Origin of the sequence: Mycobacterium sp. SMC-18 (assembly GCF_045310895.1) — a bacterium.
GTDB lineage: Bacteria > Actinomycetota > Actinomycetes > Mycobacteriales > Mycobacteriaceae > Mycobacterium.
The window spans coordinates 64,250-86,109 of the sequence record NZ_JBJIAL010000014.1; the positions used below are offsets into that span (position 1 = coordinate 64,250).

The 21,860-nt window shown below is 67.4% G+C and carries 22 protein-coding genes; 11 read left to right on the forward strand and 11 right to left on the reverse strand.

Annotated features, from left to right (window positions below):
* Positions 1 to 10: 10 nt before the first annotated feature.
* The 5 genes from ACJH6J_RS14740 to ACJH6J_RS14760 are packed head-to-tail and all read right to left on the reverse strand — an operon-like array spanning position 11 to position 4,222.
* Entirely contained in the window at positions 11 to 217 is a 207-nt protein-coding gene (locus ACJH6J_RS14740) for a ferredoxin (RefSeq protein WP_212813545.1), read from the reverse strand.
* A complete protein-coding gene (locus tag ACJH6J_RS14745; RefSeq protein WP_406804136.1) occupies positions 217 to 1,569 on the reverse strand; it encodes a cytochrome P450 in 1,353 nt (450 codons plus the stop codon). Before ACJH6J_RS14745 ends, ACJH6J_RS14740 begins: the two co-directional genes overlap by 1 nt.
* Positions 1,566 to 2,420 (reverse strand): SDR family oxidoreductase, encoded by an 855-nt coding sequence (locus ACJH6J_RS14750; RefSeq protein ID WP_212813541.1) that lies wholly within the window; start codon positions 2,418 to 2,420, stop codon positions 1,566 to 1,568. Before ACJH6J_RS14750 ends, ACJH6J_RS14745 begins: the two co-directional genes overlap by 4 nt.
* The gene (locus ACJH6J_RS14755) at positions 2,421 to 3,620 is read right to left on the reverse strand and encodes a cytochrome P450 (RefSeq protein ID WP_212813539.1); all 1,200 of its coding nucleotides are present in this window, start codon (positions 3,618 to 3,620) and stop codon (positions 2,421 to 2,423) included.
* Positions 3,617 to 4,222, reverse strand: a complete 606-nt coding sequence (locus ACJH6J_RS14760) for a TetR/AcrR family transcriptional regulator (protein WP_212813534.1) — start codon at positions 4,220 to 4,222, stop codon at positions 3,617 to 3,619. The genes ACJH6J_RS14755 and ACJH6J_RS14760 overlap by 4 nt, the downstream gene beginning before the upstream one ends.
* Before the next feature lie 209 nt (positions 4,223 to 4,431).
* On the opposite strand from ACJH6J_RS14760, the gene ACJH6J_RS14765 reads away from it, so the two are divergent.
* The 5 genes from ACJH6J_RS14765 to ACJH6J_RS14785 are packed head-to-tail and all read left to right on the forward strand — an operon-like array spanning position 4,432 to position 9,215.
* Positions 4,432 to 5,901, forward strand: coding sequence for an aldehyde dehydrogenase (locus tag ACJH6J_RS14765; protein ID WP_406775118.1), 1,470 nt, complete (start codon positions 4,432 to 4,434; stop codon positions 5,899 to 5,901).
* Between the two features lie 51 nt (positions 5,902 to 5,952).
* Complete coding sequence (locus ACJH6J_RS14770; RefSeq protein WP_406775117.1) at positions 5,953 to 6,705, forward strand: SDR family oxidoreductase; 753 nt, start codon at positions 5,953 to 5,955, stop codon at positions 6,703 to 6,705.
* Complete coding sequence (locus tag ACJH6J_RS14775; RefSeq protein WP_406775116.1) at positions 6,702 to 7,556, forward strand: NAD(P)-dependent oxidoreductase; 855 nt, start codon at positions 6,702 to 6,704, stop codon at positions 7,554 to 7,556. Before ACJH6J_RS14770 ends, ACJH6J_RS14775 begins: the two co-directional genes overlap by 4 nt.
* Positions 7,556 to 7,999 carry a carboxymuconolactone decarboxylase family protein gene (locus tag ACJH6J_RS14780; RefSeq protein WP_073695680.1) on the forward strand — a complete coding sequence of 148 codons (444 nt, stop codon included), beginning with the start codon at positions 7,556 to 7,558 and terminating at the stop codon, positions 7,997 to 7,999. Before ACJH6J_RS14775 ends, ACJH6J_RS14780 begins: the two co-directional genes overlap by 1 nt.
* Positions 7,989 to 9,215: a hypothetical protein gene (locus ACJH6J_RS14785; RefSeq protein WP_406804137.1), complete on the forward strand. Its 1,227-nt coding sequence runs from the start codon at positions 7,989 to 7,991 to the stop codon at positions 9,213 to 9,215. The genes ACJH6J_RS14780 and ACJH6J_RS14785 overlap by 11 nt, the downstream gene beginning before the upstream one ends.
* Positions 9,216 to 9,436: 221 nt before the next feature.
* Here ACJH6J_RS14785 and ACJH6J_RS14790 read toward each other — a convergent pair whose 3' ends face one another.
* Positions 9,437 to 9,928, reverse strand: coding sequence for an EspA/EspE family type VII secretion system effector (locus ACJH6J_RS14790; protein WP_318984629.1), 492 nt, complete (start codon positions 9,926 to 9,928; stop codon positions 9,437 to 9,439).
* A gap of 72 nt (positions 9,929 to 10,000) precedes the next feature.
* Between ACJH6J_RS14790 and purD the strand changes: the two genes are divergently transcribed.
* On the forward strand, positions 10,001 to 11,269 hold the full coding sequence (purD, locus tag ACJH6J_RS14795) for a phosphoribosylamine--glycine ligase (RefSeq protein WP_406804138.1): 1,269 nt from the start codon (positions 10,001 to 10,003) through the stop codon (positions 11,267 to 11,269).
* A 48-nt stretch (positions 11,270 to 11,317) separates the two neighbouring features.
* On the opposite strand, the gene ACJH6J_RS14800 is transcribed toward purD, so the two are convergent.
* Complete coding sequence (locus tag ACJH6J_RS14800; RefSeq protein ID WP_406804139.1) at positions 11,318 to 12,214, reverse strand: alpha/beta hydrolase; 897 nt, start codon at positions 12,212 to 12,214, stop codon at positions 11,318 to 11,320.
* Positions 12,215 to 12,299: 85 nt separating this feature from the next.
* Here ACJH6J_RS14800 and ACJH6J_RS14805 point away from each other — a divergent pair, with 85 nt between their 5' ends.
* From ACJH6J_RS14805 to ACJH6J_RS14815, 3 genes are read left to right on the forward strand one after another with little or no spacing between them, the layout of a single operon-like run.
* The gene (locus ACJH6J_RS14805; RefSeq protein WP_020098760.1) at positions 12,300 to 12,914 is read left to right on the forward strand and encodes a TetR/AcrR family transcriptional regulator; all 615 of its coding nucleotides are present in this window, start codon (positions 12,300 to 12,302) and stop codon (positions 12,912 to 12,914) included.
* Positions 12,915 to 12,938: 24 nt separating this feature from the next.
* Complete coding sequence (purB, locus tag ACJH6J_RS14810; protein ID WP_406804140.1) at positions 12,939 to 14,357, forward strand: adenylosuccinate lyase; 1,419 nt, start codon at positions 12,939 to 12,941, stop codon at positions 14,355 to 14,357.
* Entirely contained in the window at positions 14,354 to 15,571 is a 1,218-nt protein-coding gene (locus tag ACJH6J_RS14815; RefSeq protein ID WP_406804141.1) for a cytochrome P450, read from the forward strand. The genes purB and ACJH6J_RS14815 overlap by 4 nt, the downstream gene beginning before the upstream one ends.
* A 57-nt stretch (positions 15,572 to 15,628) precedes the next feature.
* On the opposite strand, the gene ACJH6J_RS14820 is transcribed toward ACJH6J_RS14815, so the two are convergent.
* From ACJH6J_RS14820 to ACJH6J_RS14830, 3 genes are all read right to left on the reverse strand, one after another.
* A complete protein-coding gene (locus tag ACJH6J_RS14820; protein WP_406784451.1) occupies positions 15,629 to 16,513 on the reverse strand; it encodes a cyclopropane mycolic acid synthase family methyltransferase in 885 nt (294 codons plus the stop codon).
* Positions 16,514 to 16,522: 9 nt separating this feature from the next.
* Positions 16,523 to 17,386: a cyclopropane mycolic acid synthase family methyltransferase gene (locus ACJH6J_RS14825; protein ID WP_406784450.1), complete on the reverse strand. Its 864-nt coding sequence runs from the start codon at positions 17,384 to 17,386 to the stop codon at positions 16,523 to 16,525.
* Between the two features lie 377 nt (positions 17,387 to 17,763).
* Entirely contained in the window at positions 17,764 to 18,393 is a 630-nt protein-coding gene (locus ACJH6J_RS14830) for a hypothetical protein (protein WP_406784449.1), read from the reverse strand.
* Positions 18,394 to 18,423: 30 nt separating this feature from the next.
* On the opposite strand from ACJH6J_RS14830, the gene ACJH6J_RS14835 reads away from it, so the two are divergent.
* Both ACJH6J_RS14835 and ACJH6J_RS14840 read left to right on the forward strand, forming a co-directional pair.
* Complete coding sequence (locus ACJH6J_RS14835; protein ID WP_267324618.1) at positions 18,424 to 19,323, forward strand: phosphoribosylaminoimidazolesuccinocarboxamide synthase; 900 nt, start codon at positions 18,424 to 18,426, stop codon at positions 19,321 to 19,323.
* Complete coding sequence (locus tag ACJH6J_RS14840; RefSeq protein WP_406784448.1) at positions 19,320 to 21,476, forward strand: S9 family peptidase; 2,157 nt, start codon at positions 19,320 to 19,322, stop codon at positions 21,474 to 21,476. Before ACJH6J_RS14835 ends, ACJH6J_RS14840 begins: the two co-directional genes overlap by 4 nt.
* On the opposite strand, the gene ACJH6J_RS14845 is transcribed toward ACJH6J_RS14840, so the two are convergent.
* Positions 21,405 to 21,851 carry a DoxX family protein gene (locus ACJH6J_RS14845; protein WP_212813490.1) on the reverse strand — a complete coding sequence of 149 codons (447 nt, stop codon included), beginning with the start codon at positions 21,849 to 21,851 and terminating at the stop codon, positions 21,405 to 21,407. The genes ACJH6J_RS14840 and ACJH6J_RS14845 overlap by 72 nt on opposite strands.
* Positions 21,852 to 21,860: the final 9 nt, after the last annotated feature.

The following is a 21,860-nucleotide window of genomic DNA, read 5'->3' on the forward strand; positions in this document are numbered from 1 at the left end:
TCCTTTGTTTTCAGCTGGTTTCGCGAATGAACAGGGCTTGGGTCGGGCACTCGGCGACAGCGCGCTCGATCTCCTCGCGCGCGTCGTCGGGCGGGGTCTCGTCGAGGATCTCGACGGTGCCGCGCTTGGGGACGTTGAAGTAGTCCGGTGCCTCCAGGGAGCACATGGCGTGGCCCTGGCACAGGTCGCGGTCGACCTCAACGCGGTAGGAACCCATCAGGCGCGCTTCCGGTAGCGGACGGTGGCGGGCCGGGCCAGTTGGACGACCATCTTGGAGTGGTCGTTCTGGTAGCTCTCCGGGGGCTGGGCCATCTCGAACTCATACTCGCGCAACAGAACCGAGAAGATCGCCTTGATCTGCATCTGCGCGAAGGCTGCGCCCACGCAGCGATGCTTGCCGGCGCCGAACGGGATCCAGGTCCACCGGTTCAGCAGGTCTTCCTGACGCGGCTTCTCGTACCGGTTCGGGTTGAAGGCGTCGGGGTCGGGGAAGTCCTCGGGGATGCGGTTCGAGATCGCCGGTGAGGCCGCCACCATCTGGCCCTTGTGGATCGGGTGCTCGGCGACCTCGAACTCATCCTGCGCGACGCGCATCAGGATGATCAGCGGCGGGTGCAGGCGCAGCGTCTCCTTCAGGGCGTTGTCCAGATTCGGAATCTGGCGCAGCGCATGGAAACTCACCTCCTGGCCGTCGGCGTAGAGGTCGTCCAGCTCCTGCTGGACCTTGGCGTAGAAGTCGGGGTGACGCAGCAGTTCGATGAGCGTCCACGACGAGGTGCCCGAGCTGGTGTGGTGCCCGGCGAACATCAGGGAGATGAACATGCCGGTGACTTCGTTGGCGCTGAAACGGTGGTTGCCCTCTTCGTCCTTGATGGAGACCAGGACGTCGAGCAGGTCGCGATCGCTCTTGTCGGTGGGCGGGTTGGCGATTCGCCCGTTCATGACCTCCTGCACGAGCTCCACCAGGTTGGCCCGCGCCTCGTCGCGGATGCGGAAGCTCTCGATGGGCAGGTAGGGGTCGACGTAGCAGAGCGGGTCGGTGCCGCGCTCGAGCAGGTGGTAGTAGTTCGCGAACCGGGAATCGAGCTGGTTGCGGAACTTCGGGCCGATCAGGCAGGCCGTGGAGGTGTAGATGGTGAGCTCGGAGAAGAACTCCAGCAGGTCGATTTCACCGGAGTCGCCCCAGTTCTCGGTCATCCGCCGGACCTCGCGCTCGATGGTCGCGGCGTGGCCCTTCATCTGCTCGCCGCGCAGCGCGGTGTTGTGCAGCATCTCGGCGCGGCGTTCCGGGTCGGCGTCGAAAACCACGCCCTCACCGAAGATCGGGGTCATGAACGGGTAGGCCTCGGCCTGGTTGAGCTCGCTGTCGCTGGAGCGGAAGAAGAACTCGTTGGCCTCGGCGCCGGTGAGCAGCACCACCTGCTTGTCGGCGAGCTGGAACCAGCCGACGTCACCGCATTCGTCGCGGACGCGTTGCATCAGGCCGATCGGGTCGGTGCGGAACTCCTCCAGGTGGCCGTGCTCCTCGGCGCCACCCGAAACCCGTTGAACCTCTTTGGTGATCGTCATTTGTCTTCCTTGCTCCTCGCGTCCGCGGGTTCCGGCATTCCTTCCTCGCCCAACGCGAGCGACTGACGTTCCTTGGCTTCGGCCAGCGGCGCCTCGGGCTGCAGTTCCATGTTGGCGATGAACCCGCCGCGCGGGGTCTCGGCGACGAACGTGATGGCACGGGCCAGGTCGGCCGCGCGCAGGAAGTAGCTGTGCCGGGCCTGGCCCCACTTGGCCCAATCCTCAAGGGCCGGGCCGATTTTCTCGGCAGGCAGGCTCCAGCCCATGGACGTCATGGTCGGGCCGGGGTGCACCACCGAAGCGCGGACGCCCGTGCCTTCCAGCTCCATCTGGAGGTTGGTGACCATCGCGACCAGCCCGGCCTTCGCGGCACCGTAGGCGCCCATGTGCGGGCGCTGGCGCAGCGCCACGTCGGAGCCGACGAAGATCAGGTCGCCGCGGCGGCGCTCGACCATGCCGTCGAGAACGGCGCGCGCCATCCGGTTGGCGCCGACCAGGTGAATCTGCAGCTGCTCGGCGAACTCGTCGGTGCTCATCTCGTGCAGCCGGCCGAAGTTGGTGTCACCGGCGCCGGTGACCAGGACCTCGATGTCGCCGAGCGCGGCCGTCGCCTTGGCGACGAAGTTCTCGACCGACGCGGTGTCGGTGACGTCCAGCGGCAGCGCGACCGCTTCTCCGCCTTCGGCTTTGATCTGGTCGACGAGTTCCTGACACTTCTCCACCCGGCGGGCGCCGAGCGCGACCGGGAAGCCGCGCGCGGCGAGCGCGGTCGCCGTCGCGGCGCCGATGCCCGACGAGGCGCCGGCCACGATGGCGGGCCGGCGGGCGGGGTGTGGTTCGAAACGGGCCATTTAGCGTGCCTTCACAGTTATTGGGAGATGGGCAAATCCGCGTACCGAACTCGAGTGGACGCGGACGGAGTTGTCCTCGTCGACCTCGTAGCCGCGGATACGTTTGAACAGTTCGGTGAGGGCCACCCGGGCTTCCATCCGCGCCAGGTGCGCGCCCAGGCAGAAGTGTGCGCCGCTGCCGAAACTCACGAGCTTCGAACCGATGTCACGGCCGATGCGGTACTCGTCGGGCGCCTCGAACACCCGCTCGTCGCGATTGGCCGAGCCGGCCAGCAGAATCAGGACATCACCGGCAGGGACGGTGGTGCCGTAGAACTCGAGGTCCTCCACGACGGCCCGGGCAAGGAGCTGGCTGGAGGTGTCGTAGCGCAGCGTCTCCTCGATCCACGGCGAGATCAGCTCGTGGTTGTCGAAGATCGGAGCCAGCTGGTCGGGGTTTTGGTATCCCCAATAGGCCGCATTGGCAAGCAGTTTCGTGGTCGTCTCGTTACCGGCGATGACCATGAGGAACAGGAATGCCATGATCTCGTCGTCGGTGAGCTTGTCGCCGTCGATCTCGGCCTCCACCAGCGCCGAGGTGAGGTCGTCGGACTGATTCTTGCGGCGCTGCTTGACCATGTCGGCGTAGTACATCAGCAGCTCACCCGATGCGGCCATGGCAGACGCCGGGACGTCGGCCGTCCCGTCCTCGCGGTGCATCACGCCGTCGGCCAGTGCGCGGATGCGCACGCGGTCTTCTTGCGGGACGCCCATCAGCTCGCTGATCACGTCCATCGGCAGCTTGCCGGCGAAATCGTCGACGTAGTCGAAGGTGTTGTTCTGCAACGCCTCGTCGAGATGCTGGACGGCGATCTCGGTGACCCGGCCCTCGAGCTCACGGATGCGCCGCGGGGTGAAGCCCTTGGAGACCAGGGTGCGCAGCCGCAGGTGCGCCGGATCGTCAAGGGCCAGAAAGGACATCACGCGGTGGGCTTCGTCGTTGCGGGATATCGGATCCAGCGAGACGCCGTGCTTGTTGGACAGCGCCGTGCTGTTCCGGAAACCGCGCAGCACATCCTCGTGGCGGGACAGGGCCCAGAAGTTGAGCTTGTCGTTCCGGTAGATCGGCGCCTCGTCCCGCAGCCGCCGGTAGTACGGGTACGGATCTTCGTGGAAGTCGTAGCTGTACGGGTCGATCAGCAGTTCCACATTGGCTGTCATGCGTTGTCTCCCACGATGAGTCCGACGACATAGGACAGCCGGTCGGCGATCTGGTGATAGGTGTAGACGCCGCTGCCGGCGTTGACGAGCGCACCGAAGTACGTCATCTCCAGGGCCGACAGCAGGCGCGGATCGGCGTCGGGGCCGACGGCCGAGCGGATGCGCTTGTGGATTTCGCCACCGATGCGGTCGCGCACCTTGCGGACCGTCTCGTCGTCGCCGGACAGCAGGGCCGTCGTGCAGGCCGCGGCCACGCCCGGTTCGTCGGCGACCACCAGTGCGAGGCTGCGCAGTGCCTGTTCGACACGGCTGGCCCTCGACTGGTTGACGTCGGTGAAGTAGGGCACCTGCCGAACCATGTCCAGGTACACCTCGGCGATGAGGTGGTTCTTGGACGAGAAGTAGGTGTAGGCGGTAGCCGGTGCGACCTTGGCGCGCGCCGCGACGGCCCGCACCGTCAGGTCGGCGTAGGACGACTCCCGCAGCATTTCGCGACCGGCCGCCAGGACCTTCTGGAAGGTTTCCTCCTGGCGGCGGTTGCGCGGCTGGTCGTCCGCTTCTTGGCCGGTGTTTGTGAGGGCGGCCACTGCATCGCTGGACACATGTCCAAGTTAGCCGATGGCGCGGCGTTGAAGCAAGAACCGCCCACAAAGATCCTGATGAACAGGCATTTACGTCGTGTTCGCGGTTGCTGATCCCGCTGGACCCTTGCTACTCGAGGCCGCGTGGGGTTATGGTTCGACCGACGTTGTCGGACAGCTGTCCAGTAAAAATCAGATCGCTGGATTTCGTCCCGAAGGCAGGAGCGCAGATGACCTTGTTGGGTGATGGCGAAAGTCGCCTTCTCATCGACGGAAAATTGGTGCCGGGTTCGCGAGGCACGTTCCCGACCGTCAATCCCGCGACCGAGGAAGTCCTCGGGGTGGCGGCCGATGCCACGGTGGGCGACATGGTGGACGCCATCGATGCCGCCCGTCGGGCGTTCGACGAGACCGACTGGTCGACCAACGTCGAGTTCCGGGTGCGGTGCCTGCGGCAGTTGCAGCAGGCCATGCGCGACCACGCCGACGAATTGCGCGAACTGACGATCTCGGAGGTCGGCGCGCCCCGGATGCTCACGGCCGGAGCGCATTTGGACGGTCCGATCGAAGACCTGAGCTTCGCCGCCGACACCGCGGAGGGCTACCAGTGGACCACCGACCTGGGACATGCCACGCCGCAAGGCATTCCGACCAACCGCACCATCGCCCGGGAGGCCGTCGGCGTCGTCGGGGCCATCACGCCGTGGAACTTCCCGCACCAGATCAACCTGGCCAAGGTCGGCCCGGCACTCGCGGCGGGCAATACCCTGGTTCTCAAGCCCGCACCTGACACCCCGTGGGCCGCCGCAGTGCTCGGCGAACTGATCACCCAGCACACCGATTTCCCGGCGGGCACCATCAACATCGTCACCTCCCGGGACCACAGCGTCGGTGCCATGCTGTCGAAACACGCTGACGTGGACATGGTTTCGTTCACCGGCTCGACCGTGACCGGCCGGGCCGTGATGACCGACGCTGCCGAGACCATCAAGAAGGTGTTCCTGGAACTCGGCGGTAAGTCGGCGTTCCTGGTGCTCGACGATGCCGATGTCGCCGCTGCCTGCGCGATGGCCGCGTTCACGGCGTCGATGCACGCCGGCCAGGGGTGCGCGATCACCACCCGGCTCGTGGTGCCGCGGGCCCGCTACGACGAGGCCGTCGCAGCCGCGGCCGGCACGATGGGCGGCATCAAGCCCGGCGATCCGTCCAGCCCGCGCACCGTCTGCGGCCCCGTGATCTCGGCGCGCCAGCGGGACCGGGTGCAGGGCTACCTCGACCTCGCCCTCCAAGAAGGTGGCACGTTCGCCTGTGGTGGCGGCCGGCCGGCCGACCGCGACAAGGGCTTCTTCATCGAGCCGACCGTCATTGCCGGGCTGGACAATTCGGCGCGCGTCGCCCGCGAGGAGATCTTCGGGCCCGTGCTGACCGTCATCGCGCACGACGGCGACGACGACGCCGTCCGCATCGCCAACGACTCGCCGTACGGCCTGTCCGGCACGGTGTTCTCGGCCGACCCGCAGCGGGCGGCCGGCGTGGCGGCGCGGCTGCGGGTCGGCACCGTCAACGTCAACGGCGGTGTCTGGTACTCCGCCGACGCACCGTTCGGCGGCTACAAGCAGTCCGGCAACGGGCGGGAGATGGGCATCGCCGGATTCGAGGAATACCTGGAGACCAAGTGCATCGCCACGCTGGCCACGTAACCGTCGGCGTCCCAAGACCATTGGCTCACACGAAGTAGACGAGAGGACATCATGAGCAGGTTCGAGAACAAGGTCGCGATCGTGACCGGCGCGGGCGGCGGCATCGGCCAGGTGTACGCCGAGTCGCTGGCCCGCGAGGGCGCCGCCGTTGTCATCGCCGACATCAACGTCGAAGGTGCCGAGCAGGTGGCCGCCGGCATCAAGGCCGACGGCGGCAAGGCGCTGGCCGTGCGGGTCGACGTGTCGGATATCGATTCGGCGAACGACATGGCCGCCCAGGCCGTGGCGGAGTTCGGCGGCATCGATTACCTGGTGAACAATGCCGCGATCTTCGGCGGCATGAAGCTCGACGGGCTACTGACCGTCGACTGGGAGTACTACCGCAAGTTCATGAGCGTCAACCTCGACGGGGCGCTGGTGTGTACCCGCGCGGTTTTCCCCCACATGGAGAAGCGGGGCGGCGGGGCCATCGTCAACCAGTCCTCTACCGCGGCATGGGTTTACGCCAACTTCTACGGTCTGGCGAAGGTCGGTGTCAACGGCCTGACGCAGCAGCTGTCCCGTGAACTGGGGTGGCGCAACATCCGGATCAACGCGATCGCGCCGGGACCCATCGACACCGAGGCCAACCGCAGCACCACTCCGCAGGCCATCGTCAAGCAGATCGTCCAGACCCTGCCGCTGGCGCGGATGGGCACGCCCGAAGATCTCGCCGGCATGTGCCTGTTCCTGCTGTCCGACGAAGCCAGCTGGATCACCGGACAGATCTTCAACGTCGACGGCGGACAGATCATCCGGTCATGAGTTCTGAGGTGAAACTGGGCTATATCGGCCTGGGCAACCAGGGCGCGCCCATGGCCAAGCGGCTGGCCGAATGGCCCGGCGGGCTCATCGTTTTCGACATGCGCGCCGAGGCCATGGCGCCGTTCGCCGAACTCGGCGCCACTCTGGCCGACAGCGTCGCCGAGGTCGCCAAGGCCGATGTCATCAGCGTGACGGTGCTCAACGACGAGCAGGTCCGTGACGTCGTGGCCCAGCTGGCCGAGCACGCCGGGCCCGGCACCGTGATCGCTATCCACTCCACGATCGAGCCGACGACGGCGGTCGAGCTGGCTGAGCAGTTGCGGCCCAAGGGCATTCACATTGTCGACGCTCCGGTGAGCGGCGGCGCCCATGCCGCGAGCCAGGGTGAGCTGGCTGTGATGGTCGGCGCCGACGACGAGGCTTACGACAAGGTCAAGCCCGTTTTCAAGCAGTGGGCGTCGCTGGTGGTGCGCGCCGGCGAGCCGGGCGCGGGCACCAAGATGAAGCTGGCGCGGAACATGCTGACGTTCATCGGTTTCGCCGCCGCGTGCGAGGCGCAGAAGCTGGCCGAGGCCTCGGGCATCGACCTGCAGAAGCTGGGCCGCGTCGTCCGGCACAGTGACGCGCAGTCGGGCGGTCCCGGCGCCATCATGGCGCGCGACGACACCAAGCCGCTGGCGCCCGACCACTTCCTCTACAACATGTTCGTCCACACCCGAGGGCTGGCGGAGAAGGACCTGGCGCTGGCACTCGGGCTGGGTTCGGCTGTGGGAGTGGACCTTCCGCTTGCCGAGCTGGCCCTGGCCAACATCGCCGAAGGCCTCGGCGTACCGCATCCGAAGGAGTCATGATGGACGAGCTGCGCGCCAAGGGCCTGGCGAAGATGAACGAGGTCTACGGCTGGGAGATGCCCAACATCGAGGGTGACCCCTACTTCGACCTCACCGTGGATCACCTGTTCGGCACCATCTGGAGCAAGCCCGGACTGTCCATGCGGGAGAAGCGGCTGATGACGTTCACGTGCGTCACCGCCGTCGGCTCGCAGGACCTGGCCGAGATCCAGATCAACGCCGCCTTGCTCAACGAGGAATTCACCGAGGCCGAGCTCAAGGACATCGGCATCTTCCTGACGCAGTATCTCGGCTTCCCGCTCGGTTCGGCGTTCAACGGCGCCGTGTCCAAGGTGGTCGCCAGGCGGCGCAAGGCGGCCGAGAAGGGTCTCGCCGAGGACCGCAAGGCCAACGTCAATGCCGCGGTCAAGATGAACACCGGGAGCGAGCTCGATGACAAGTAGATACGCGTCGCTGTCGCGAGCGGAGCTCGCGGCGCTGGTGCCGGAGCTGCTACTCATCGGCCAGCTCATCGACCGCGCTGCAATGGCCTGGTGCATCGTCGAATTCGGCCGGGAGGAGATGCTGCAGGTCGCCATCGAGGAATGGGCCGGGGCCAGCCCGCTCTACACCAAGCGCATGCAGAAGGCGCTGAAATACGAAGGCGTGGACGTCATCACGATCTTCAAGGGCCTGCAGCTCGACATCGGCGCGCCGCCGCAGTTCATGGATTTCCGGTACACCGTGCACGACCGCTGGCACGGCGAATTCCACCTCGACCACTGCGGTGCCCTCATGGACGTCGAGCCGATGGGCCCCGACTACGTGCGCGGCATGTGCCACGACATCGAGGACCCGACGTTCGACGCGACAGCTCTGGCCACCAACCGCCGCTGCCAGGTGCGGCCCATCCACCGGCCGCCGCGCGTCCCGGCAGGCCGGACGCCGGCCTGCGCCTGGACCGTCATCATCGACGAGTCGTACCCGGAGGTCGGCTTCATCCCGCAGCTCGACATCATCGGCGCGACGAACGCCTACCGCTGCGAGCTCGACGACATCGATCCCGCGGACGAAGGCCAGGCCGACTACTCCGGCCCGCTGGTGAGCGACGTCGACTTCGCGGAGTTCTCGCACTCGGCGCTGGTCCGCATCGCCGACGAGGTGTGTCTGCAGATGCACCTGCTGGTGCTGTCGTTCGCGCTGGCCGTGCGGGCCCGCTGCGACGGCGACGCCGAGAAGGAACGGTCCATCCGGACCAAGTCCCTGATCGGTATCTCCGGGGTCGCGGCCGAACGCATCCGGAAGGTGCTGGACCTGCCGAACACCGCCGCCGGAGCCCTGCGGGTACTGGAGCTGCATCCGCTGCTCAACCCGGCCGCCTATGTCTCCGTTGATGTTTCGGGCGACGAGGCGCACGTGCACCCGTCACCCGCCCATGAGGACGGTGCGTGGATCACGCTGGTGTCCCCGGAGTCGGACCTGCCGCTGCAGGCCATCGCGACGGCCGTCAATCCGCTGTTGCGCGCCGAGGTGGCGGGTGACGCCGCCGACTGGACCGTGCGGTTCATCGAAACCGATACCCCGGCAAAGGAACTCGGTGAGGTCTCGGTGTGCAAGGTCAGCAGCGGGGCGGCGTGGGTTTTCGAGGAACGCAAGTCCCTGCCGTTGACGGTGGTGTAGGGCAAGCCGGCGGGGTCGCTCTCTCTGGGACACCTCGCAGTCCAAGCTGTCAGCACCGGCTGACATCGTCAGCTCATGATGACAATGTCGCGATTTGTGACAGCTCTGGGCGAAAGGCATCGGGGTGAGAGGTGGCTCCCGCGTTCACCCCGCGCTGATGGCGCAGAACATCGAGTAGAGGTGTGCCTGGGTGCAGGGTCAATGTTGGCCTGCGTCAGCGCTCAGAAGTCGTCGAACTCGCTGTCGAGGCTCTGGATGCGGCCGGCGACTCCCGACAGGTCGGTGTGGGAGCGCTGGATGATGTCGGCGACGTCGCCGCTGGCCTTGCCGATCGCCGACCACAACGCGTGGTCGGCGGCGGCGGTGGGCGTCTTCTTCGATTCGTCGGCGAGGTCCGTCACCCACCGCTTGAGCGCGTCGAGTTCGCGGCGTCCGCCGTTGACCACGTCCGCGGACCGCTCGAGTTCGTCGCCCACACGCTTGTCGAGTTCGGCCAGCCGGCCGAGGGCCTGGGCGTGCTTGGCGTTGGCGTCGGCGTAGCGGTCGGCCGCACCGCCGGTCCAGTGCGAACCGGGACCCGCGGCCTTCACCTGATCCTGCAGTTCGCGTAGCTGCTCGCTCTTGTCGAACTCGGAGCGGTCGTGCGGAACGCCCTCGCCGAAGGTGGCGCGCGCCCGCTCCCACATCAGCAGGAAGGCATCCAGCGGCTCCACCGGTGCGGACCTCCTCGCGTGCGTCGGGCCTGCCCAGTTTAGGACGAGCCGACCAGCTACTAGGGTGTGGCTGTGCGCGTCCTCGTGATCGGCTCTGGTGCCCGTGAACATGCCCTGCTGCTCGCCCTGAGCCGCGACCCCCAGGTGGACTACCTGGCCGTCGCTCCCGGCAACGCCGGTACCTCCGCCGTCGCCGAGCAGCACGACGTCGACATCACCGCCGCCGACGACGTCGTCGCGCTGGCCAAGAAGCTGACCGCCGACCTGGTCGTGATCGGGCCCGAGGTGCCGCTGGTGCTCGGCGTGGCCGACGCGTTGCGGGCGGCCGGTATCGCCACCTTCGGGCCGTCCAAGGATGCCGCCCGCATCGAAGGCTCGAAGGCGTTCGCCAAGGACGTCATGTCCGCCGCCGGCGTTCGCACCGCGACGAGCGAGATCGTCGACAACCCCGCCCACCTCGATGCCGCGCTGGACCGCTTCGGTCCGCCCGCGGGCCAGCAGGCCTGGGTCGTCAAGGACGACGGTCTGGCCGCCGGCAAGGGCGTCGTCGTCTCCGCCGACCGGGAGGCCGCCCGCGCGCACGCCGCCGAACTGCTCGAATCCGGCCACCCCGTGCTGCTCGAGTCGTTCCTCGACGGGCCCGAGGTGTCGCTGTTCTGCGTCGTCGACGGCGAGACCGTGGTGCCGCTGCTGCCCGCGCAGGACTTCAAGCGCGTCGGCGACAACGACAGCGGACCCAACACCGGTGGCATGGGCGCCTACACGCCGCTGCCGTGGCTGCCCGCCGCGGTCGTCGATCAGATCGTCGACGAGGTCGTCAAACCTGTTGCCGCGGAACTGGTCCGGCGCGACAGCTCCTTCTCGGGCCTGCTGTACGCGGGCCTGGCCATCACCTCGAACGGCCCGGCCGTCGTCGAATTCAACTGCCGCTTCGGCGATCCCGAGACCCAGGCGGTGCTGGCGCTACTGCAGACCCCGCTGGGCACGCTGCTGAACGCCGCGGCCACCGGAACCCTGGACTCCGTCGGCCCGCTGCAGTGGCAGGACGGATCGGCCGTGACGGTCGTCGTCGCCGCCGAGAACTACCCGGGCCGCCCCCGCGTCGGCGACGTCATCACCGGATCGGAGACGGCAGGCGTGCTGCACGCAGGCACCACCCGCCGTGACGACGGCAGCGTCGTCTCCTCCGGCGGCCGGGTGCTGTCGGTGGTCGGTACCGGTGCGGACCTGGCGGCCGCGCGCGCCGAGGCCTACCGGATCATCGAGTCGATCCGCTTGCCGGGCAGCCACTTCCGCACCGACATCGGCCTCGCCGCCGCCGAAGGCCGCATCTCCCTCTAGGGATTCGTGCACGATTTTCCGCGGTGCGCGCGGAAAATCGTGCACAAATCACCGGACGAGGAGCGGGGCGAGCCAGGAAATCTCGGCCGGCAGCTGCGCGCTCCAGAACGACGCGTCGTGCCCGCCGGGGGAGAAGCCACCCGCAGCGCCGTTCGGCAGCTGCGCGATGAACTGCTTGGTCGCCGAGTAGAACGGGTCGCTGTCACCGCAGTCGATCCGGATCGGGATACCCGCCAGCCCGGGCAGACCCCACACCGAGTTGGCCGCGTAATCGGCCGCGCCGTCGAACGCGCCCGGGGCCGTCGCGCCTGATGACGTCCACAACGCCGGGCTGACGGCGCAGATCGCCGCGGTGCGGGCCGCGCCCAGCCGGGCCCCCAGCAGCAGCGCGCCGTAGCCGCCCATCGACCAGCCGAGGAAACCCACCCGCGAAGTGTCGAGGCCCTGCGAGGCCAGCATCGGGATCAGCTCGTCGAGCACCATGGCGCCCGAATCCTCCCCGGACGCCCGCTTGTGCCAGTACCCACCGCCGCCGTCGACGGCCACGACCGCGAACGGCGGCAGTCCCGCGGCCACGGCCTGTGCCAGCCCCTGTTCGACGCCGCCGGCCATCACGGTCGCGGCGTCGCTGCCTTTGCCGTGAAGCGCGATCACGGGCCGCAGCGGCGCGGTCTGGCCCGGCGGGCGGGCGATGGCCCAGTTGGTGGAGATGCCGCCCCGGGCCTGCGAGACGAACGAACCGGTCACGTAGGTGGGTGCCGGATCCGCGACGGCCGGCGGTGGCGCGAGGGGCGCCCCGACGCTCGTCATGGTCACCGGGGGCGCGGTGACGGTCGGGCGGTTGGACGTCGACCCCAGCGCGAACGCGCCGGCGGCCCCTGCGGCGGCGCCGACTCCGAGACGGAGGACGGCGCGTCGGCTCAGCTCTGCCATGGCCGCCATCATGCCATCGGCATTTCTGAGCGTTGCCTAATGGATTACGTGAAATCGTGATCGCCGCGTGACCATTCCTGGCAGCATTTACAGGGTGATGACAGCAGTCACCCCGAAGGGGGAACGGCGACGGTATGCGCTGGTCAGCGCGGCCGCCGAGCTGCTGTGTGAGGGCGGCTTCGACGCCGTCCGGCACCGCGCCGTGGCGCAGCGGGCCGGGCTGCCGCTGGCCTCCACGACGTACTACTTCTCGTCCCTCGACGACCTCATCGAAAAGGCGGTCGAGCACGTCGGAGAATCGGAATCCCAGCAGCTGCGCATGCGCGTCTCCGCGCTGTCGCGGCGCCGCCGCGGCGCGGACGCGACAGCGGACCTGCTGGTTGATCTGCTGGTCGGCGACGGTAACCGTGCGTCCGACCAGCTGATCTCCCGCTACGAGCGCTACATCGCCTGCGCCCGCCAGCCCGGGCTGCGCGACGTGCAGCGACGCATCCTCAAGCAGCGGTCCGAAGCCGTCGTCGAGGTGGTGGAACGGTCCGGGCGCTCGGTGCGCGCCGAACTGCTGACGGCCCTGGTCTGCGCCGTGGACGGGGCAGTGGTGGCCTCGATGGTGAGCGACGGCGACGGCCCGCGTGCGACGGCCCGCGCGACCCTCGTGGACGTCATCGACGTCTTGGCCCCCTTCGACCAGGAACGCCGGGTCGCCCTGTAAGCGGGCTTAGTAGGCTGTAGTTCCGTGAGCATCCCCAACGTGCTGGCCAATCGTTACGCCAGCGACGAGATGGTGGCCATCTGGTCCCCGGAGAACAAGATCGTCGCCGAACGCCGGCTGTGGCTGGCCGTGCTGCGCGCGCAGTCCGAACTGGGCGTGGCCGTGCCGGCCGGCGTCGTCGAGGACTACGAGCGGGTGCTGGAGCAGGTCGACCTGGGTTCCATCGCCGCGCGGGAACGCGTCACCCGGCACGACGTCAAGGCGCGTATCGAGGAGTTCAACGCGCTGGCCGGCCACGAGCACGTCCACAAGGGGATGACGAGCCGCGACCTCACCGAGAACGTCGAGCAGCTGCAGATCCGGCAGTCGCTGGAGCTGGTGTTCTCGCACGGTGTCGCGGTGGTGGCCCGGCTCGCCGAGCGCGCCGCGCTGTACCGCGACCTGGTGATGGCCGGCCGCTCGCACAACGTGGCGGCGCAGGCCACCACCCTGGGCAAGCGGTTCGCCTCGGCCGCCGAGGAGACGCTGATCGCGCTGACCCGGCTCCGGGAACTGATCGACCGGTACCCGCTGCGCGGCATCAAGGGCCCGATGGGTACCGCGCAGGACATGCTGGACCTGTTCGACGGTGACGCGTCCCGCCTGGCCGACCTGGAGCGCCGGGTTGCCGAATTCCTGGGATTCACCGAGGTTTTCACCTCCGTCGGGCAGGTGTACCCGCGGTCGCTGGACCACGACGTGCTGTCCGCGCTGGTGCAGTTGGGCGCCGGCCCGTCGTCGTTCGCGCACACCATCCGGCTGATGGCCGGCCATGAACTGGCCACCGAGGGCTTCGCGCCCGGGCAGGTCGGCTCGTCGGCCATGCCGCACAAGATGAACACCCGCTCGTGCGAGCGCGTCAACGGCCTGCAGGTCGTGCTGCGCGGCTACGGCTCCATGGCCGCGGAACTGGCTGGGGCGCAATGGAATGAGGGCGACGTCTTCTGCTCGGTGGTGCGCCGTGTCGCGCTGCCCGACGCGTTCTTCGCGATCGACGGCCAGACCGAGACGTTCCTGACGGTGCTCGACGAGTTCGGCGCCTACCCCGCGGTGATCCAGCGCGAACTGGACCGCTACCTGCCGTTCCTGGCGACGACCCGCATCCTCATCGCCGCCGTGCGGGCCGGTGTCGGCCGCGAGACCGCGCACGAGGTCATCAAGGAGCACGCCGTCGCGGTCGCGCTCGCGATGCGCGAAAAGGGTTTGGAGCCCGACCTTCTGGACCGGCTGGCGGCCGATCCGCGGCTGCCGCTGGACCGTGTCGAGCTCGACGCGGCACTGGCCGACAAGCAGGCGTTCAGCGGTGCGGCCGGCGACCAGGTCGACGCCGTCGTCGCCGCGGTGGACCGACTGGTGGCGCAGTACCCGGAGGCCGCCAAGTACACCTCGGGCGCCATCCTGTGACCTTGGCGGGAAGCTTGGCCGGGGTTGACCTGACCGATCTCGACAACTTCGCGTCGGGCTTCCCGCACGAGCTTTTCGCGCGGCACCGTGCGGAAGCTCCCGTGTACTGGCACGAGCCCACCGAGAACACCCCCGACGGCGAGGGCTTCTGGTCCGTCGCCACCCACGCGGAAACCCTTGCAGTGCTGCGTGATCCGGTGACGTACTCGTCGGTGACGGGCGGTGCGCGGCCGTTCGGCGGGACACTGATCCAGGATCTGTCGATCGCCGGCCAGGTGCTGAACATGATGGACGACCCGCGGCATGCGGAGATCCGGCGGCTGGTGTCGTCGGGGCTGACGCCGCGGATGATCGCGCGGGTCGAGGACGACCTACGCGCGCGCAGCCGGGCGCTGCTGGATGCGGTGTCGCCGGGGGTTCCATTCGACTTCCTGGTCGACATCGCCGCCGAGCTGCCCATGCAGATGATCTGCATCCTGATGGGTATCCCTGAGTCGCAACGGCATTGGCTTTTCGAGGCCATCGAGCCGAGCTTCGATTTCGGCGGCTCGCGCAAGGCCGCCATCACCCGGTTGTCCGTGGAGGAAGCCGGTTCCCGGATGTACAACTTCGGCATGGAACTCATCGCCGCCAAGCGCGCCGAACCGACCGACGACATGCTGTCGGTGGTGGCCAACGCCGAGGGCGTGTCGGACCTCGAGGTGTACCTGTTCTTCAACCTGCTGTTCAGCGCGGGCGCCGAGACCACCCGGAACGCGGTGGCCGGCGGGCTGTTGGCGTTGTGCGAGAACGCATCTCAGCTGGCGCGGTTGCGCGCCGACCTGTCGCTGCTGCCGTCGGCGATCGAGGAGATGGTGCGCTGGACGTCGCCGTCGCCGTCGAAGCGGCGCACCGCCACACGGGCCGTGTCGCTCGGCGGTTGCGACATCGAGGCGGGGCAGAAGGTGGTCGTCTGGGAAGGCTCGGCCAATCGCGACGAGCTGGTGTTCACCGACCCCATGACTTTTGACGTGACACGGAAACCCAACCCGCACTTGGGATTCGGTCAGGGTCTGCACTATTGCCTCGGGGCCAATCTGGCGCGTCTGGAGCTGCGGGTGCTGTTCGAGGAGCTGCTCACCCGGTTCCCGGACATCCGGGTCGTCGAGCCGCCGGAATGGACCCGCAGCAACCGGCACACCGGACTCCGGCACCTCTGGATTTCCCTGTCGTGATTTGTGCACGATTTTCCGCGGGTGGCGCGGAAAATCGTGCACAAATCACGAAGGTTTCTAGGCCGCGCGCTTGTGATAGCTGGCCAGGGTGACGTCGAGCAGACCTTCGGTGAAGTAGCGTTCACACCCGCGCAGATACTTCATGAAGCGCTGGTAGACCTCCTCGGATTGGATTTCCACCGCCTTCTCGTGGTTGGCCTCGAGTGCGTCACCCCACGTCTTGAGCGTCCGGATGTAGTGCGGCCGTAGGGATATGGCTTCGGGGACGACGAAACCGGCCCGTTCGCCGTGTTCGACCATCATGTCTGTCGTCGGTATCCGGCCGCCCGGGAAGATCTCGGTGACGATGAACTTGATGAACCGTGCGGTCTCGAAAGTCACCTTCTTCCCGTCCGCATTCAGCTGGTACGGATGGAAGCCGACGCTGCTCTGAATCGTCATCCGGCCGTCGGCGGGCAGAATCTCGAAGCAGTTCTTGAAGAAATCCGGATAGCGTTCGAAACCGAAATGCTCGAAGGCCTCGATGGACACGATCCGGTCGACGGGTTCGTCGAACTCCTCCCAGCCGTGTAGCAGCACCCGGCGGGTCCGGTCGCTGTCGATGCCGTCCAGCAGTTGCTGCGTGAAGGCCTGTTGATTCTTCGACAGGGTCAATCCGATGACGTTGACGTCGTACTTCTCGACTGCGCGTTTGACGGTGGCACCCCAGCCACACCCGATGTCCAACAACGTCATTCCGGGTTCGAGATCGAGTTTGTCGAGGTTGAGATCGATCTTGGCGAGCTGCGCTTCCTCGAGGGTGAGCGTCGGCGGTTCGAAATAGGCGCAGCTGTAGGTACGGGAGGGGTCTTGGAACAGCGCAAAGAAATCGTCTGACAGGTCGTAGTGGGCTTGCACTTCTTCGAAATGCGGTCGCAGGTCGTCATGGGAACCAGATGGCATGAACCGGGCCTACTTCTCCAGTGTGAACTGGTTGATGTCGACCTGGCGGCGACGGAACATGTCCGCGCAACCCGTCAGGTATTTCATGTACCGGTCGTAGACCTCCACCGACTGGATTGCGATGGCCTCATCGCGATGTGCCTCCAGCGCCTCGGCCCACAGATCCAGGGTCCGCGCGTAGTGCGGCTGCAGCGATTGCACCCGAGTCACCCGGAATCCGGCCGCACCGGCCTGGTCACAGACCATCTGGATGGACGGCAGCCGGCCGCCCGGGAAGATCTCGGTGAGGATGAACTTGATGAACCTCGCCAGCTCGAAAGTCAGTGGTACACCGAGTTCGGCGGCCTGCGCCGGCTTGATGCCGCAGATGGTGTGCAGCAGCATGACGCCGTCGGGCGGGAGCGCGTCGTAGGCCATCCGGAAGAACGCCGGATAGCGGTCGTGGCCGAAATGCTCGAAGGCGCCGATCGACACGATGCGGTCCACCGGTTCGTCGTACTCCTCCCAGCCCTCCAGCAGAACCTTCCGCGAGCGCGTGGTGTCCAGGCCGTCGAACAGTCGATTGACATGTGCGGCTTGGTTTTTCGACAACGTCAGCCCGACGACGTCGACGTCGTATTTCTCGATTGCGCGTCGCATCGTCGCGCCCCAGCCGCAGCCGATGTCGAGCAGCGTCATTCCCGGTTCGAGGCCCAGCTTGCCCAACGCGAGGTCGATCTTCGCCAACTGGGCCTGTTCGAGCGTCATGTCGTCGCGTTCGAAATAGGCACAACTGTAGGTCTGGCTCGGATCCAGAAACAGTCTGAAGAAATCATCTGACAGGTCGTAATGCGCCTGGACGTCCGCAAAATGCGGTTTGAGTTTTTCTGCCATGGCTTCCTCTCCAGGCCGACGGCCTGAGAATGCTGATCGCGCGCACGCCTGCTCAGCCGGCGACTCCGACGGCTCGTAGGGAAGTGCTGTGCCCTGTACACGTTTGTGGTGCCCGCACGGTTCACGAGCACGACAACTGGTATTCGTTGCCAGGTTTCAGTTGGATGGGTGAGGCGCCGAAATTGATGATTTGCCCGGTTGCTGGAGCGAGATCGGCGCAGCGATCGGCAGCGCAGGAATTCGCGGTCTGGCGGCGCCCGCGCTGCTGGAGCGATCAGCCAGAGAAGCCCTGAAAGATAGTGCCGACGGCTTACCAGTGAAGCAACGACTCAGCGGCAATGCAAGAGCAAACGCCCACGATCGGTCGGTGTCATCCGTTAGGACGACGTGGGCCGGGCCGGCCGGAGACCGGCCGACCGCAGTTCCAGCGCCGCCAGCTTCCGGATCGCGACGGTGTCGTGGGTGCGCCACGCGGTCACCGGATCGTCGGAAACCTCGGTCAGCTTTGCCAGCGGCCGGTTGGCCAGCGCCCGCAACGCCAGCAGCTGTTCGCCGGCGTCGGTCGACGCCAGCGTCACGGCCGTCCACTTCCGGCGGAAGAACCTGATCCGCAGCACCAGCCACGGCATCGCGACGGCGAGGATCGGCGGCAGCGCCACCGCCAGTGCGAGCACCCAGGCCAGCCAGCTGGCGGTGCTGTTCAGGCTGTCGCCCGCGCCCGCGATGTCGACCGCGGCGTGGCCGGCTGACCGCAACGGGGCCCCGAACGCCTTCCCGATCAGGGGAATGCCGTCGGCATTGTGGCCGGCCGAGGCCAGGCTGTCCGCAACACCGTCGGCGCCGTCGTGCACCTGACGCCCGACGTCGGCGATGGTGGCGATCGCGCTGTGCACCGCGACGCCGACGGAGATCCAGATGACGAACCACACCAGCGCGACGACGTCGCTGGTCAGCTGGGCGAGCAACCGGCCCGGCGTCCGGGCGTAGGGCACATAGCGCGAACTCATGCCAACCATCCCAACAGATAGGGTGGTCCGATGCGCCCAGCTTTGTCCGACTACCGGCATCTGACCAGCGGCAAGGTTCGCGACCTGTACCGCATCGACGACGACCACCTGCTGTTCGTCGCATCGGACCGGATCTCGGCTTTCGACTACGTCCTCGACAGCGAGATCCCGGACAAGGGCCGCGTGCTCACCGCCATGAGCGTCTTCTTCTTCGACTATCTGGCCGAGCAGCTGGGCACCGCCAACCACCTCGCCGGCCCGGCCGACGACGAGCGCATCCCCGCCGAGGTGCTGGGCCGTGCCCTGGTGGTGCGCAGCCTGGAAATGATGCCGGTCGAGTGCGTGGCGCGCGGCTACCTGACCGGTTCGGGGCTCATCGACTACCGCAAGACGGGCCAGGTGTGCGGCATTGCGCTGCCCGACGGGCTGACCGAGGCCAGCAGGTTCGGTGAGCCGCTGTTCACGCCGGCGACCAAGGCCGAGATCGGTGCGCACGACGAGAACATCGCGTTCGACGCCGTCGTGAAGCTGGTGGGCGCCGAGCGGGCCGAGCAGCTGCGCGACGCGACACTGAAGGTCTACAGCGCCGCCGCCGCGCACGCGCTGACCAAGGGAATCATCCTGGCGGACACCAAGTTCGAGTTCGGAGTCGATGCCGACGGCGGGCTGGTCCTCGCCGACGAGGTGCTGACGCCGGACTCGTCGCGATACTGGCCGGTCGACGGTTACACCGAAGGTGTGGTGCAGCCCAGCTTCGACAAGCAGTTCGTCCGCAACTGGCTGACCGGTCCGGACTCCGGCTGGGATCGCGCCGGCGACACCCCGCCGCCGGCGTTGCCCGACGACATCGTCGAGGCCACCCGGGCGCGGTACATCGAAGCGTACGAACGGATTTCGGGTCGCCGCTTTGCCGATTGGATCGGCGCGTGAGCACCCCGCCGATCGCCAAGAAGGTCGATCACCGCCGCGAACACCACGGCGACGTGTTCATCGACCCGTACGAGTGGCTGCGCGACAAGAACGACCCCGAGGTGCTCGCGCTCCTGAACGCGGAGAACGCCTACACCGAGGAAGTCACCGCACCACTGGAACCGCTGCGGCAGAAGATCTTCGACGAGATCAAGGCCCGTACCAAAGAGACCGACCTGTCGGTGCCGACCCGACGCGGCGACTGGTGGTATTACGCCCGCAGCTTCGAGGGCAAGCAGTACAGCGTGCATTGCCGGTGCCCCATCAGCGATCCCGACGACTGGACCCCGCCGCAGCTCGATGAGCACACCGAGGTCCCCGGCGAGCAGGTGCTGCTGGACGAGAACGTCGAGGCCGAGGGCCACGACTTCTTCTCGCTCGGCGCGGCCACCGTCAGCGTCGACGCCAACATCCTCGCCTACTCCGTCGACACCGTGGGCGACGAGCGATACACGTTGAAGTTCAAGGACTTACGCACCGGTGAGCTGTACGACGACCGGATCACCGGCATCGGCGCCGGCGGCACCTGGGCGGCCGACAACCGGACGCTCTACTACGTCACGGTCGACGACGCCTGGCGGCCGGACACCGTCTGGCGTCACCGACTGGGCTCCGGGCTGCCCGGTGAGAAGGTGCACCACGAGTCCGACGAGCGGTTCTGGGTGGGCGTGGGCCGCACCCGCAGTGACAAGTACATCTTCATCGCCGCGGGCAGTGCCGTCACCTCCGAGGTGCGTTACGCCGACGCGGGCGACGCCAAGGCCGAATTCAAAGTGGTGTTGCCGCGCAAGGACTCCGTCGAATATTCGGTCGAGCACGCGGTGGTCGGCGGCGAGGATCGGTTCCTGATCCTGCATAACGACGGCGCCGAGAACTTCACGCTGGTCGATGTGCCGGTGTCCGATGCTCCGCTGACGAGCCTCGACGGCGCCCGCACGCTCATCGAGCACCGCGACGACGTCCGCCTCGATGGCGTCGATGCGTTCGCCGACCAGTTGGTGGTGAGCTATCGGCGGGAGGCGTTGCCGCGAATCCAGCTGTGGCCCTTCGATTCCGACGGCAACTACGGCGAGACCCAGGAGATCGCGTTCGAGTCGGAGTTGATGTCGGTCGGCCTGTCGGGCAACCCGAACTGGTCGTCGCCGCGGCTGCGGGTGGGGGCGACGTCGTTCGTCATCCCGGTGCGGATCTATGACCTGGACCTGGCCACCGGTGAACGAATCCTGTTGCGCGAGCAGCCGGTTCTTGGTGACTACCGGCCCGAGGACTACCTCGAGCGCCGGGACTGGGCGGTGGCCGCCGACGGTACGAAGGTGCCGTTGTCGATCATCCAGCGGGTGGGCGCGCCGACCCCGGCGCCCGCGCTGCTGTACGGCTACGGCGCCTACGAGTCCTGCGAGGACCCCCGTTTCTCGATCGCCCGGCTGTCGCTGCTGGACCGCGGCGTGGTGTTCGTCGTCGCGCACGTGCGTGGCGGCGGTGAGCTGGGGCGTGGCTGGTACGAGCACGGCAAGCTGCTGGAGAAGAAGAACACCTTCACCGACTTCATCAGCGCCGCAGAGCATCTGATCGCCACGGGCGTCACCAGGCCGGAGAATCTCGTGGCGCTCGGTGGCAGTGCCGGTGGCCTGCTGATGGGTGCCGTCGCCAACATGGCGCCGCACCTGTTCGCCGGCATCCTCGCCCAGGTGCCCTTCGTCGACGCGCTGACCACCATCCTCGACCCGTCGCTGCCGCTCACCGTCACCGAGTGGGACGAGTGGGGTAACCCGTTGGCGGACAAGGCCGTCTACGACTACATGAAGTCCTACACGCCGTACGAGAACGTGACGGCTCAGGACTACCCGGCGATTCTGGCGATGACGTCGCTCAACGACACCCGCGTGTACTACGTCGAGCCCGCGAAATGGGTTGCCGCGCTGCGCAGTACCAAGACCGACGACCATCCCGTCTTGCTCAAGACCGAGATGGCGGCCGGGCACGGCGGCACCAGTGGGCGCTACGAACGCTGGAAGGAAGCCGCGTTCCAGTACGCCTGGGTGCTAGCCACCGCGGACCGCGACAAATATGGCAGCGGCCAGGTAGATGACCTCCTGGACGGAGCGCACGCCTAGGTTCGACGCCATGGAGGGCGGGGTGTCGGGCATCTGCGCGGCGTAGATGTTGGCGGGGAACATGGCCAGCATCAGCAGGAACAGGCAGATGGCGGCCGCGACACGCGTGGGCGGGAACAGGAGCCCGACGGCGCCGAGCAGCTCCAGCACGCCGGTGATGGCCACCAGTCGTTCCGGCGACGGCAGCCGCGGCGGGACGATCGCGATCATGTCGCGCCGCATGCCCGGGGTGAAATGTGCGACGCCGGTCATGAAGAACATCAGGGCCAAGCCGACCGCGATGGCGCTCGGCCAGCTGTCGACGTAGCCGACCCCGAGCCAGCCGGCGACGCGTGCGGCCAGGCTGCCCAGCACGAGAGCGAGAAGAACGGCCATGGGCTGCGC